Genomic DNA, 13111 nt, shown 5'->3' with positions numbered 1-13111 from the left:
GGAATAGCATGCGTCAAGTATATATGGATTATTCGGCAACAACGCCTGTAAAGGAAGAGGTACTTCAGGAAATGCTTCCGTATTTCACTGAAAAATTTGGAAATGCTTCGAGTATCTACTCGACAGGCAGACAGGCAAAACACGATATGGATGCTGCAAGAAAGCGAATTGCAGATCGTCTTCATTGTGCACCCGAGGAATTGTATTTTACTTCTGGAGGATCAGAGGCAGACAATTGGGCGATTAAAGGAATAGCAAAGGCAAGAAAAAGCAAAGGGAATCATATTATTACAAGTAAAATCGAGCATCATGCGGTCTTGCATGTCTGTGAAACTTTGGAAAAAGAGGGCTTTGATGTTACTTATTTAGATGTTGATGACAAGGGCCTTGTCGATCCGAAGGCTGTAGAAGCGGCGATTACGGATCAAACTATTTTAATTACTATTATGTATATCAACAATGAAATTGGAACCATTGAACCCATCGTTGAAATTGGAGAGATTGCGAAAAAACATTCGATTGTTTTTCATACGGATGCGCTTCAAGCCTTGGGAAATCTTCGAATTGACTTGAGCAAACTGCCCGTCGATTTGATGTCTTTTTCAGCCCATAAAATATATGGTCCCAAAGGGGTTGGCGCACTTTATGTGAGGAAAGGCATTCGAGTGCCGAATCTGATTGAAGGTGGAGCGCAAGAACGTAGAAGACGTGCAGGCACAGAAAATGTCGCAGGGATTATTGGTTTTGCTAAGGCTGTGGAAGTCGCCTACGATCACTTTGATCAACATGTGGAGCGTTTGGTTTCCATGCGAGAGAAGTTGATCAATGGTTTGGTGGAGGCAATACCGGATACTCGTGTGAGCGGAGATCGGGTTCAACGACATCCTGGAAACGTGCATGTATGTTTTAAATATATTGAAGGTGAGTCAATTTTATTGAGTTTAGATATGATGGGAATTGCAGGATCAAGCGGATCTGCATGTACCTCTGGTTCCTTGGATCCATCCCACGTGTTGATGGCGATTGGATTGGGACACGATATTGCACACGGATCTCTGCGGTTGACCATTGGGGATTTTACAACGGAAGATGATATTGATTATATCTTGGAACAGCTTCCACCGATTATTGATCGATTGCGAAGAATGTCACCATTATATGAAGAAGCGAAAGGGGCAAAATAAGATGTATACAGAAATCGTAATGGATCATTTTACAAATCCACGTAATGTAGGTGAAATCGAGAATGCAGACGGCATGGGCGAAGTTGGCAATGTGAAATGCGGTGACATTATGCGTATTTATCTACGTATTAATGCGGATGAAATCATTGAAGATATTAAATTTAAAACGTTTGGTTGTGGCTCTGCGATCGCAGCATCATCAATTGCGACAGTAATTGTAAAGGGGAAATCGGTAAAGGAAGCTTTGCAACTGACAAATAAGCAAGTCGTTGAGGCTTTGGGCGGATTGCCACCAGTAAAAGTCCATTGTTCGGTATTGGCGGAGCAAGCTTTAAAAGCAGCGATCTTTGACTATGCAAAGAAGAATGGAAAAGCATATCCGGAATTGGAAGGTTTTGATCCTGATGCGGATGATGACCATCATGATTTGATCGAGGAGATTGGCGAGTTTTAAAGGAAGTTTGGAAAAACGGTGAATTTCACCGTTTTTTTTATTTAAAAAAATAATCAGTGATAGAAGTTTATGATACATGGTATACTTAAAATATATACCTACATAGAAAGTGCATGATCAGGAGGATGGGAATGAACCAATATTCAGAATTTGTCTTTGATCTTACCCTAAACATCGCCTTGTTTATTACTGGAGCCTTTCTCTTTGGACAAATTTATCCAAAGATCATTAAACGCTCTTCTCTTTGGCGTGCTTTGATTTTGGGTGGAATTCTAGGCGCTCTTGGGATCTTGATTTATTTCTTGCCTTTATACTTGGGTGTCGAAAATCTGGTTCCTTCACAGATGATTCTGGTGGCGGTTGCACTTCTATACGGGGGTCGAGCGGCAGGTCTTGTCACTTTCTTGATGGCATGTACGAATTTAATTTTAATTGATGCGCCAAATTTTCAAGTTGAAATTGTTATCTTGGCGATTCCATTTTTATTCATAGAACTATTTTTGATTTTTAAGAAGAAGCCAAAAATTGAATTGTCTCATCAAGTGAGTGTGGCTGTATTATTGGCGGCGCTGCATTTTGCAGAGTTTATGGTCGAGCCAAGCTTAAACGTCGGTGGCGTTTCTGCTTGGACATTGATTTTGCCAGAATGTGTGGGTATTGCGGTTATGTCTATGATGGCTTTTTCATTTTTTGAGCATGAATTGTCGCGTGATTATGTAGAGAATAAACTAAACGACAGTGTGGAGCGGTACCAGGTATTGGTGGATAACTCACAAGATATTATTTTTAATTGTAGCGCTTCAGGGGAAGTGTTAATGGCGAATCGAAAATTTTATCAAGTTCTTGCAGATGGAAAATCAGAACGAGATCATTTTCAGATCTATGAAGTACTTAGCGGTGAACGTGATCAAATGGAAATACGAAGAATTATTGCAGATGCATTGAAAAAGCAAAAGCCGATTTTTAGAGAGCGTGAGATTCAAATTCGAGTTGACAAGACGAAAATCTTCAATATTGTAGCGGTTCCATTTTTTAATGCAGATTCAAGTCCTACCGGGGTTACCATTACCTGGAATGATGTAACGAGTTTAAGAGAGCAGGAGCAAACCATTCGAAAGATCGCTTATTTCGATGATTTGACGGGACTGCCCAATCGCGCATCGGTGATTAGTAAATTGGATCAAGCCTTGTATTATTCGCGGCAACGGGAATTGCGAACCTCTATCGTCTTTATTGACATCGATAATTTTAAAAATTATAACGATACGTTTGGACATTTTTTTGGAGATGAAATTTTGATTGAAGCGAGTCGAAGATTTTCGGATTGCTTACGTAAATATGATGTTGTTGGCCGTCTTGGTGGCGATGAATTTATTATTATTATCCGGGATGTTCGTCAGAAGAATGAAGTGGTGGAAGTGATTCATCGTTTAGAACATAGTCTTGAAGAGCCGATGAAAATCAAGGATCGGCTGCTTTACTTAAGTATCAGCTCGGGGATTGCTTTCTTCCCAGATGACGGGAATAGTGTTGAGGATTTACTTCGAAATGCAGATACCGCCATGTATCGAGCCAAAGAGTTGGGACGAAATAACTATCAATTCTATGATAAGTCCATGAAGGATGAAGTGGTGCATCGCATGGAGTTGGAAAAACGTTTACGAGAAGCTATGGCCAAAAAAGAGTTGGCCCTTTATTTCCAGCCGCAATATTTTTTGGATAATCGAAGCCTTCGTGGAAATGAGGTTCTGTTGCGTTGGATTAACGATGATGTAGGGATGATTTCAACGACTGAATTTATTCCGGTCGCAGAAGAAACCGGTATGATTCACGCCATAGGAGAATGGATATTGGTAGAAGCCTGTATACAGAATGTGAAATGGTGCAAGCACTTTGGGCGTGATATGATTATATCTGTGAATGTTTCTCCAATTCAATTGAAACAAAAAAACTTTGTTGAAATTGTGGATCGTGCCCTCGAAATTTCAGGAATGGATTCAAAATTGTTGGAATTGGAAATTACAGAAGGAATACTAATCGAATCGAAGTCCTATGTCTTGCAGTTGTTGCAGGGATTGCGAAACCGTGGAATTAAGATTGCACTTGATGACTTTGGTACCGGTTATTCATCGTTGAACTATTTGAAAGAATTGGATTTTGATACCTTAAAAATCGACAAGTCATTTATTGATAAAATTGATGAAGGTGAAAAAGAATCATCCATTTTGAATACGATTATTGACCTGGTTCAAAAATTGGGTCTTGAACTGATTGCTGAGGGGGTAGAAACCTACAGTCAGATGCATTATTTGGAAGATCGTGGATGCGATATTGTTCAGGGTTACTTGTTCGGCAAGCCTCTTTCCAGAAAAGGGTTGGAAAAAATGTTGGACCGACTGTATGTGTCAGACCCTTTGGAAAGTGAAAAAACGGGGTCTGAATAGGGAAAATTAAAAAATGGATATTGAGAAAAAGGAGAAGTTGATTCTGATAATCAACTTCTCCTTTTTTTGCATAAAGAAGCGTTAAAGAAAGAATATACAAAGTCGCTGGAAAAAAAGAATAGGATAAAACAAGGAATAATTTAGTGTATTCAAAGAATATATTGAATATTATCGCAGATTATATATTACAGCTCACAGTTAGATAAACATATGATTACATTATAAGAGTGAGAATAAACATAATGATAAAGTCTGAAAAATGTATAAATTTACACTTTTCAAATCAAATATTTAGGACTATAATGAAGTCGTCAAGGGGTTATTCACTAAAAAGTCCGGAGACGGGCGAAAATTCTTAAAGGAAAGAAGGGTTTTCATGAATGCATTAGTACTTGCTATTTTCTGCTATGCGGCCTTTATTCTTGCTTATAATACCTATGGTAAATTTGTAGGTAAAAAGTTGTTTGAATTAGGGTCAAACAAGAAACTTACACCTGCTCACACTATGGAAGATGGTGTAGATTATGTACCAACCAAGAAAAGTATTCTTTTTGGTCACCACTACACATCGATTGCGGGAACCGGACCAATAGTCGGACCTGCTATCGGGGTAATCTGGGGATGGGTTCCTGCTGTCATCTGGGTAGTTCTGGGATCGATTTTTATGGGTGCTGTACATGATTTCGGCTCATTGGTTATTTCCGAAAGAAATGAAGGAAAATCCATGGGCGAGGTTACAAAGGACATCGTTGGACCTACTTCGAAGAACTTATTTTTAGCCGTTATCTTTTTCTTGCTCTTAATTGTAATTGCGATCTTTGCAATGATTATAGGCAAACTTTTTATTATGTATCCAGCCTCTGTCTTCCCAGTTTGGATGGAGATTCCTATTGCTATGGTACTGGGTTACTTAGTTTATAAGAAGGGGATGAAAGTTGGACCTCTATCCATCGTGGCAATTATTTTGATGTATGTTACGATTTGGATGGGTGCAACATTCTTTAATTTCCAATCTCCAGAAACAATCATGGGTATGACACCTATTCTGTTCTGGTTAAGCGTTTTATTCATTTATGCATTTGTTGCTTCTGTTTTACCGGTTCAACAGCTTCTACAGCCACGTGATTATATGAACTCCCATGAGTTATTGATTGCAATGGGTTTGTTGATTCTTGGTTTGGTTGTTGTTCGACCTGAGATCGTGGCTCCTGCTATTCGTACCAATGTTCCAGGTGCGCCAGGATCCATGGTTCCATTATTATTTATTACAATCGCGTGCGGCGCGATTTCAGGATTCCATAGCTTGGTTTCATCAGGCACATCTTCCAAGCAATTGGATAAAGAAGAAGATGCAATGTTTATCGGATATGGTTCTATGTTGCTGGAAGGTGCTTTGGCAATTCTTGTTATTGTTGCATGTACAGCTGGATTGGGTGATGCGGCAGCATGGACTGCACGTTATGCCGATTGGGCAAGTGCATCGGGTTTAGGCGCGAAATTGGGTGCCTTTATTGATGGTGGTGCTAGCTTCTTGACCGGTCTTGGCATTTCTGTTTCTTTTGCAAAAACAATCCTTGCTGTGTTTGTTGTATCTTTTGCCGCAACAACTCTCGATACGGCAACACGGATTCAACGATATGTCGTTGCGGAAATTGCTGAGGATTTAAAAATCAAACCATTGCAAGGTAAATATGCTGCAACAGGATTTGCTGTATTGTCGGCACTGGCATTGGCAATGGCAAGAGATGGCGGTGCGGGAGCTATGATTTTATGGCCATTATTTGGTGCAGCCAATCAATTATTGGCGGCCTTGTCTTTGATGGTGATCACGGTTTATCTTGCAAAGAGAGACAAGCCAGTTATCTACACCGGAATTCCAATGATCTTTATGATGGTTATGACGGCGTGGGGCATGGTGAATAACTTGATTGCATATTTTAATACTTCAAATTACTTGTTATTTATCATAAACATTGTAATTTTGGTTTTGGAAGTTTGGATGATCATTGAATCGTATAAAGCGGTAAAAGATTACCAAGCGAAAAAACTATCAGGTAAAAAAGTGGCTTAATAAAACGATCCCTTGACAAGATCCGCGGCGGAAGTCGCGGATTTCTTTTTCTCTAAATTTTCTATATAATAGGAGAAGAAGGGTTGGTGGTAGAATGAAAATTGGATTTATTGGTTGTGGGAATATGGCGACGGCGATGATCGCTGGAATTATGGATTCGGGCAAGTTTGCTCGCGAGAATGTGATGGTCAGCAATCCAAGCAAGGAAAATTTGATTGCAGTACAAAATGCGCATGGGATTCAAATTACCCAAGATAATCGTGAGGTTGCGGCATTTGCAGAGATTCTGGTCTTGGCAGTAAAACCGTATTTGTATGAAGTGGTTGCCAAGGAGATTCAGAAAGTGCTTCCAGTGGCAACTGTGGTTGTGACGATTGCAGCGGGTATCAGTATCGAAAAAATGCAAGTACAATTGGGACGGCCTCAGCCGGTGATCCGAACCATGCCGAATACGCCTGCCCTAGTTAAGACGGGAGTAACAGCCGTTTGTCGCAGTCAAGAGGTATCGGATGACTTGTACCAGGGAACCATTCAATTGCTTGAGAGCTTTGGCAAGGTTTTTGAATTGCCAGAGTCAAAGATGGATGTGGTTCCAGCAATTTCAGGTTCAGCGCCAGCCTATGTATTTATGCTGATTGAAGCCATGGCGGATGCAGGCGTTTTAGATGGCTTGCCACGTCAAATAGCGAAAGAAATGGCTGCGCAAACGGTATTGGGTGCAGCGAAAATGGTTTTGGATACGGGAATTCACCCAGAGGAACTAAAAGATCGAGTTTGTACACCTGGCGGAACGACCATTGAAGCGGTTCTGACTCTGGAGAAAAACCAATTCCGTTCTTCTGTACAAGAGGCGATGAAAGCTTGCACAAAGAAAACAAAAGAGATGACGCAATCATCATAGGGGGATATTATGATAGCGGAAATTATCAACATTGGAAGTGAATTGTTGTACGGTGATATTGTAAACACCAACGCGGCATGGCTATCCAAGCAATTGCAGGAATTGGGTGTAACTGTACGGTATCATACGGTAATTGGCGATGAAGCGGAAGATATGAAGGATGCGTATGCGCGTTCTCTTACACGGGCTGATTGGATTTTTGTAACCGGAGGATTAGGACCGACGCAGGATGATTTGAGTAAGGAGATCTTAGCGGAAGTTGTTGATCGTAAAATGGTTTTGGATTCAAATAGTGAAGAGCGGATTCGCTTGTTTTTTGAGCATATTGGTCGTGAAATGACGCCAAATAATCTGAGACAGGCTTACTTTCCTATGGGGGCACAGATTTTTGATAATCATCGTGGAACGGCTCCCGCTTGTGGGGTGGAAGTTGATGGATGCTGGATTTTCTTGTTGCCTGGCCCACCAAGGGAGATGAGAGATATTTTCCGCCGTCACTTGACACCCTTGATTGAAAGAAAGCGAACAGAAGTAATTGCTGTGCGTAAATTCCATTTGATGGGAATTGGAGAATCTTCTGCTGAAGACCGGGTGATGGATTTGATTACAGAAAGTCAAAATCCTGTTCTGGCATCTTATGCGGGGGGTGGACAAGTGACCTTTCGGTTGACGGGCAAGGCAAAGACTCAGGAAGCTGTTGAGGCAATTATGGCACCTGTGGAAGCTGTTTTTCGGGATCGTCTAGGGCAGTATATTTACTCAGACAACAATGAGAATTTAGAGCAGCAAGTCATTCGATTGTTGACTGAAAAGAAAAAAACGATTGCGGTATCAGAATCCTTGACGGGAGGTATGCTGGCATCGGCTTTGATTGATGTGGCGGGTGCTTCTGAGGTGTTTCAACAGGGATTTATTACCTATTCGGAAGAGGCGAAAAGCGAAACCTTGGGGGTCCCCATGGAACTGATTAAGGAAAAAGGTGTGGTTAGTGAAGAGGTTGCTGCAGCAATGGCACGGGGAGCGGCTGACAAGGCGAAAACAACAGTTGCTCTCTCTACAACCGGCCTTGCTGGACCAAGCGGTGGGACGGAAAAGACGCCTGTTGGAACGGTCTGCTTGGGACTTTATATCGATGGTGAGGTTAAGACACGCCGCCTCGTTCTTTCTGGTGACCGTGCTCGAGTTCGTTTCCGCGCAGTCCGTACAGCTTTAAATTGGTTACGCTTAGAGATTCAGGCCTAAAAGAGTGAAAATATAGTTGAGCAAGTAAAAATCCTTTGCGAATGCAAAGGATTTATTTTTGTACAGATTCATTTTGTGGCTGTCGCATCTTTTGAATAACAAAGATAAAGAGCCCGCCGCTGATAAAGAAATCTCCTAAACTTACGATATAGGAGGTTAGAAAGGGATTCTTAATCACATCGGCCAGGTAATAAAACCGAGTATTTGAATTGGCCAAGGTGTAAAATCCATGGGTTTCCAAATAGGAAATTTTATCAAGTAGACCAAAAGCTTGAGCGAGTACTGGTTCTACGGGCATCTTTGCTCCGTTGGAAAAGATCACGATCATATTTAACAAAATTCCAATCCCAACGAGTAAAAGAGATTTTTCGTTTCGATTGATCCAGACAAAGACCAAGAGAATGAAAAAAGCCAAAAAATAAATGACTGAGGTAATTTGTTCGATAAAAGAAAGACTCAGGATTGTAGGCAGGTAGGTTGAACGCCTCATCCAATTGGTGACGGCCAGAGAGACTACAGAGATCATGATAAAGGGAAATCCCTTTAAGTCAATATTCCATAATTTTTTTAAAGACCCGCCAAAGACGAGTCCTAGAATAAGTGAGTAAATCAAGAGTTCATACATCATCAGAAGATCCCATCCTTCTTTAAAGATAAGAACACATCCACAACTTCTGGGTGAAATTGCTGACCGCGTTCTTTAGCAATAATAGAAAGAATTTTTTCCTCTGGCAAGGCATTTCGGTAGGGGCGGTCCGACGACATGGCATCGTAGGCATCTGCTAAAGCCACGATATAGGTTTCCAATGCGACGTTATCTCCGGCTAGTCCATCAGGATAGCCCTTTCCATTATAGTGTTCATGGTGGCTGCGAATAATCTCTTCGCTTTTCTTTAAATAGCTGATGCCATGGACAATGGAATGACCAATTTCTGCATGACGTTGACAGATTTTGTATTCTTCGTCATTGAGTCGTCCAGGTTTATTAAGAATCGTGTCCGGTACCCCAATTTTCCCGATATCATGAAGTAGGGCAGCGGTACGAACATTTTCGACTTCATCATAGCCAAGATTCATCTTTTTTGCGATGGCTTCTGCATATTGGGAAACTCGTTCCGAGTGACCCTGGGTGTAATGGTCTTTGGCATCCATAGAGCTCGCTAAAGCGCTGATTGTGACCAGATAAGCATCTTTCATATCCACATAAAGTTTAAAGGTGTAGCGGGCATATAAAATAGGTAAGAAGAACAATAGAGAACCAAGTATACCTAGGGTTTCATACAAAATTGATAATAAAACGCCAGAAATAAGTCCGATTGATAAAGAACTGATTAAAGTAACACTAATATTCTCGATAAAATAATGAATAAAGCTGTTGGGTACCATGGTAACAAACAGCATGGAAATCAGCAAGGAATTTGCAATAGAGAACCCTATTGCATAGATTACACCTGGGACAATAGTCCCCATTAGGTCTATGGATCCAGAATAATGATAGAAGACCGAATAATCGTAGAAAAGAAAAACCAATCGACTTGCTAAAAATACACAGAGAATCATGCTACAGACATTGAATAGATTTTTGTATATCGGTGTATTGAAAACATGAACGGTATCTTCACCCTTTTTGGTGACTCTAAAGAAAAATCCAAACGCAATGGTAGCTGCAGCAACAAAGGGACCAAAAAGTAAAAAAGCTGCAAGATTGACAGAAAAACCAACGCTTATAGAGGTTTCTTTGTAACCAACCTGAAGAGATTCAGTTACAAGAGAAAGAATCATTAAATAAAAAATAGCACCCCAGTCAAGAGTGTCGCTCAGTGGACCGAGCTCTTGGAACATAAACCAAAGTGCAGATACGCCAAGCATATAGATTAATGCAAGATAAATTTTGGTTTTTGCCTTCATAGGGTACTCCTTTGTTGAATAAGGCCGATGCACGTCAGTATAGTGTTTTCATATTACAAGAACGGTTCGTTTAAATTACTAAGGACATCTTATAGCCAGCCAATGTGTGAACCACCAGCTAGAATAAGTGCTCCTAATGTAGTCAATACAGAAATCACTTTTTTCATCGATATAGCCTCCTGATAAAGGTACTCTGTGTTTTTTCGCTAGTTAACACAGGCTATATCCGCTCCGCTCTGACGTGCAATCGACTTAATCACTAGTTTAATTGATTTTGACGAAGGAAACAATACGATTTATCGAATCTAACACAGCTTTTACAATTGCTGAGTGAATATCGTCTCGTATAATTGCGCTTCCTACGTTTAATCGGGCCTCCCCATTGGAAATGATCGTAACCAGAGCAAGAACAATATCGTTCCCTGCAATTTGATCGATCCGGATTGAATTTAAGGCAAAAATGAGTTGTTCCTCGCAGATTTCCTGCGCAAGCCCCAAAGTGAGCTTGCCGACTTCGTTGTAGCGAAGGTCGGGGATATTGATAGCTGTTTCTTGTCGCTTGAACAGTTTTCCGTCAAAGCCTAGTTCGAGTTGAATCACGGCTTGGCGATGTCCTTGCGTAATGGATAGGTTTTCAAATGAAATCCTTTTTCCAAATTCAAAGGCATCATTTTCATCCTCGGAATTTACAGGAATATCAAGATTGACTATACTGATCTTTTTGTGATTTAAATTGATCTTGTAAGCCGTTTTTATGTAACTCTCAACATCTCTTGCAATTTGTTTTGGAGATCTTGGCGTTTGGTTGATGATATGAATCTCATCTATTGTCTGATCATCTCCGATGACACGACAATTTGAGACGCCGTTGATATTAAGTAAGTTCTTTTCGATTTCCTGAAGCATTGTCATTCCGGCTCATCTCCTCTCAAGGTTGACTGTACTCATTACTTTTATTATAAGCTAAAATCAATTGTCAAACAATCTCAACTTTCTCTGAAACACGTATTTTAGTAAGTTTTTGTAAGAAATGGTTCAATTATAAAAAAAAGAAGAAAAATCTTCTTTTTTTCCTGAAAATCTATAGCCCTAAAGAGGGTTCGATGGTAGAATGATGACGAATAGAATATTACCCGGATGATGTTAATGCGAGATCTCGAAGGGGGAGAGAGCCGAAGGAGCAATGAAACGTCAGCCGATCGTTTCAGAAACTTTCAGGCACACGAAGCGTTAAGGGACGGAACTCTGGAGAGACCAGTTTGGCACCGAAGGGGCAAGCGGATCGACCGCGATCTTTCAGGTAAAGAAGACAGGGAATAAGTGGCACGATTTTAGTGTGCGCGTATTCCTTTTTTTGTTGGGAAAACGCCGAAAAGGAGAGTAAGAAAATGGAGAATGTGAAACGAACACCGCTCTATGAACTACATGAAGAATTGGGCGGAAAGATTGTCGATTTCGCTGGATGGGCTTTGCCGATTCAATACACCGGAATCTCTCAAGAGCATCACGCAGTACGCAAGCAGGCAGGCCTTTTTGATGTCTCCCATATGGGAGAGGTGTTGGTAACGGGGAAAGAGGCTTTGGCTTTTGCGCAATACCTGGTAACCAATGATGTATCGACTTTGTCGGACACCCAGATTTTATATGGGATGATGTGTAACGAGTCGGGTGGTGTTGTGGATGACCTATTGGTTTATCGTTTGGCCCAAGAGCGTGTTTTGTTGGTGATCAATGCCAGCAATGTAGACAAGGATTTCGCTTGGATCTCGGAAAAAGCCAAAGCGTTTGACATCGAGGTGGAGAATCAGTCGGACCAAACCGCACAACTTGCGATTCAAGGTCCATTGGGAGAAGAAATCCTTCAGACCCTTACGGAAGTTGATTTGAAGAAAATTGCGTTTTTCCATTGTCAAGAAGGGGTAACGATCAAAGGAAGAGAGTGTTTGGTCTCTCGTACGGGATATACCGGCGAAGACGGATTTGAAATTTACTGCAAACCGGAAGAGGCGACAGATCTGGCTCGTTTGATTTTAGAAGCGGGCAAAGAGAAAGGCTTGATCCCTTGTGGATTGGGTTGTCGAGACACCCTGCGGTTTGAAGCGTGCTTACCTTTATACGGCAATGAATTTGACGATAGCATCACACCCTTGGAAGCCGGATTTTCTTTTTTTGTAAAATTGGATACGGAAGATGATTTTATTGGGAAAGCTGCATTGAATAAGCAAAAGGAAGAGGGCTTGACGCGTCGATTGGTTGGATTTGAAATGGCCAAGGGAATTTCTCGTCATGGATATCCTGTAATGGATGGAGATCGAGAGATTGGATTTGTAACAACTGGATATAAATCGCCAACTTTGGGCAAGAGCATTGGATTTGCCATTGTGGAAATGGCTTATACGGAAATGGGATCTGAATTTGAGATTAAAGTTCGTAAGAAGCAATTGCCTGCAAGGGTTGTAAGCAAACGATTTTATCGTAAAAACTATAAAAAATAGATAAATTTTAGGAGGAGAACAAATGAAAGTTGCAAAAGGATTATTGTACACAAAGGATCATGAATGGGTTCGCGTTGAGGGTAACAAAGCGTATATTGGAATTTCTGACTTTGCTCAAGAGGCTATGGGAGATATTGTTTACGTAGAACTGCCGGAAATTGATGAGGAATTTGAACAAGAAGATACACTTTGTGCGATTGAATCGGTAAAAGCGGCAAATGATATTTTCTTACCTTTAACAGGAAAAGTGGTTGAAGTCAATGAAGCCTTGGAAGAGGAACCAGAAGCAGTGAATGAAGACCCCTATAAAAATTGGATTGCATGCGTGGAAATGGCGGATGAGAGTCAATTAAAAGATTTGATGAATGCAGTTGCATATGAAGAGTTTTTAGCTGAGGCTGAGGAGGAGTAA

Annotated in this window: 11 protein-coding genes and 1 riboswitch; of the genes, 8 read left to right on the top strand and 3 right to left on the bottom strand. The window is 40.9% G+C overall.

Going from position 1 to position 13111, the window contains the following annotated elements; all coding sequences use genetic code 11:
* Positions 1-8: 8 nt before the first annotated feature.
* From nifS to AC25CA_RS16545, 6 genes are all read left to right on the top strand, one after another.
* Positions 9-1184, top strand: coding sequence for a cysteine desulfurase NifS (nifS, locus tag AC25CA_RS16570; RefSeq protein WP_486814956.1), 1176 nt, complete (start codon positions 9-11; stop codon positions 1182-1184).
* Between the two features lies 1 nt (position 1185).
* Positions 1186-1638: a Fe-S cluster assembly scaffold protein NifU gene (gene nifU, locus AC25CA_RS16565; RefSeq protein WP_486814955.1), complete on the top strand. Its 453-nt coding sequence runs from the start codon at positions 1186-1188 to the stop codon at positions 1636-1638.
* 131 nt (positions 1639-1769) lie between these two features.
* Positions 1770-4082, top strand: coding sequence for an EAL domain-containing protein (locus tag AC25CA_RS16560; protein ID WP_486814954.1), 2313 nt, complete (start codon positions 1770-1772; stop codon positions 4080-4082).
* A gap of 376 nt (positions 4083-4458) precedes the next feature.
* Positions 4459-6153 carry a carbon starvation CstA family protein gene (locus AC25CA_RS16555; protein ID WP_486814953.1) on the top strand — a complete coding sequence of 565 codons (1695 nt, stop codon included), beginning with the start codon at positions 4459-4461 and terminating at the stop codon, positions 6151-6153.
* 94 nt (positions 6154-6247) lie between these two features.
* Positions 6248-7054 carry a pyrroline-5-carboxylate reductase gene (gene proC, locus AC25CA_RS16550; protein WP_486814952.1) on the top strand — a complete coding sequence of 269 codons (807 nt, stop codon included), beginning with the start codon at positions 6248-6250 and terminating at the stop codon, positions 7052-7054.
* Positions 7055-7063: 9 nt separating this feature from the next.
* Positions 7064-8296 (top strand): competence/damage-inducible protein A, encoded by a 1233-nt coding sequence (locus AC25CA_RS16545; RefSeq protein ID WP_486814951.1) that lies wholly within the window; start codon positions 7064-7066, stop codon positions 8294-8296.
* A 52-nt stretch (positions 8297-8348) separates the two neighbouring features.
* On the opposite strand, the gene AC25CA_RS16540 is transcribed toward AC25CA_RS16545, so the two are convergent.
* The 3 genes from AC25CA_RS16540 to AC25CA_RS16530 form a co-directional block, all read right to left on the bottom strand.
* Entirely contained in the window at positions 8349-8924 is a 576-nt protein-coding gene (locus AC25CA_RS16540; RefSeq protein WP_486814950.1) for a DUF5317 family protein, read from the bottom strand.
* On the bottom strand, positions 8924-10204 hold the full coding sequence (locus AC25CA_RS16535) for an HD-GYP domain-containing protein (protein ID WP_486814949.1): 1281 nt from the start codon (positions 10202-10204) through the stop codon (positions 8924-8926). The genes AC25CA_RS16540 and AC25CA_RS16535 overlap by 1 nt, the downstream gene beginning before the upstream one ends.
* A 264-nt stretch (positions 10205-10468) precedes the next feature.
* Entirely contained in the window at positions 10469-11116 is a 648-nt protein-coding gene (locus AC25CA_RS16530) for a hypothetical protein (RefSeq protein WP_486814948.1), read from the bottom strand.
* Positions 11117-11439: 323 nt separating this feature from the next.
* Positions 11440-11527: riboswitch (glycine riboswitch) on the top strand.
* Positions 11528-11592: 65 nt separating this feature from the next.
* On the opposite strand from AC25CA_RS16530, the gene gcvT reads away from it, so the two are divergent.
* Together gcvT and gcvH are read left to right on the top strand one after the other, a co-directional pair.
* On the top strand, positions 11593-12699 hold the full coding sequence (gcvT, locus tag AC25CA_RS16525) for a glycine cleavage system aminomethyltransferase GcvT (protein WP_486814947.1): 1107 nt from the start codon (positions 11593-11595) through the stop codon (positions 12697-12699).
* 22 nt (positions 12700-12721) lie between these two features.
* Positions 12722-13111, top strand: a complete 390-nt coding sequence (gene gcvH / locus AC25CA_RS16520; RefSeq protein WP_486814946.1) for a glycine cleavage system protein GcvH — start codon at positions 12722-12724, stop codon at positions 13109-13111.

It is taken from the genome of Gottschalkiaceae bacterium SANA (assembly GCA_036323355.1).
In the GTDB taxonomy this organism is placed as follows: Bacteria; Bacillota; Clostridia; order Tissierellales; family GPF-1; genus GPF-1.
The sequence above is the reverse complement of the archived record's forward strand: the minus strand, read 5'-3'. Positions and strand labels throughout refer to the sequence as shown.

What these genes read in the sequence shown, in the direction of transcription:
- nifS (WP_486814956.1), top strand. Translation starts at nt 9, where the DNA reads ATGCGTCAAGTATATATGGATTATTCGGCAACAACGCCTGTAAAGGAA.
- nifU (WP_486814955.1), top strand. Translation starts at nt 1,186, where the DNA reads ATGTATACAGAAATCGTAATGGATCATTTTACAAATCCACGTAATGTA.
- AC25CA_RS16560 (WP_486814954.1), top strand. Translation starts at nt 1,770, where the DNA reads ATGAACCAATATTCAGAATTTGTCTTTGATCTTACCCTAAACATCGCC.
- AC25CA_RS16555 (WP_486814953.1), top strand. Translation starts at nt 4,459, where the DNA reads ATGAATGCATTAGTACTTGCTATTTTCTGCTATGCGGCCTTTATTCTT.
- proC (WP_486814952.1), top strand. Translation starts at nt 6,248, where the DNA reads ATGAAAATTGGATTTATTGGTTGTGGGAATATGGCGACGGCGATGATC.
- AC25CA_RS16545 (WP_486814951.1), top strand. Translation starts at nt 7,064, where the DNA reads ATGATAGCGGAAATTATCAACATTGGAAGTGAATTGTTGTACGGTGAT.
- AC25CA_RS16540 (WP_486814950.1), bottom strand. Translation starts at nt 8,924, where the DNA reads ATGATGTATGAACTCTTGATTTACTCACTTATTCTAGGACTCGTCTTT.
- AC25CA_RS16535 (WP_486814949.1), bottom strand. Translation starts at nt 10,204, where the DNA reads ATGAAGGCAAAAACCAAAATTTATCTTGCATTAATCTATATGCTTGGC.
- AC25CA_RS16530 (WP_486814948.1), bottom strand. Translation starts at nt 11,116, where the DNA reads ATGACAATGCTTCAGGAAATCGAAAAGAACTTACTTAATATCAACGGC.
- gcvT (WP_486814947.1), top strand. Translation starts at nt 11,593, where the DNA reads ATGGAGAATGTGAAACGAACACCGCTCTATGAACTACATGAAGAATTG.
- gcvH (WP_486814946.1), top strand. Translation starts at nt 12,722, where the DNA reads ATGAAAGTTGCAAAAGGATTATTGTACACAAAGGATCATGAATGGGTT.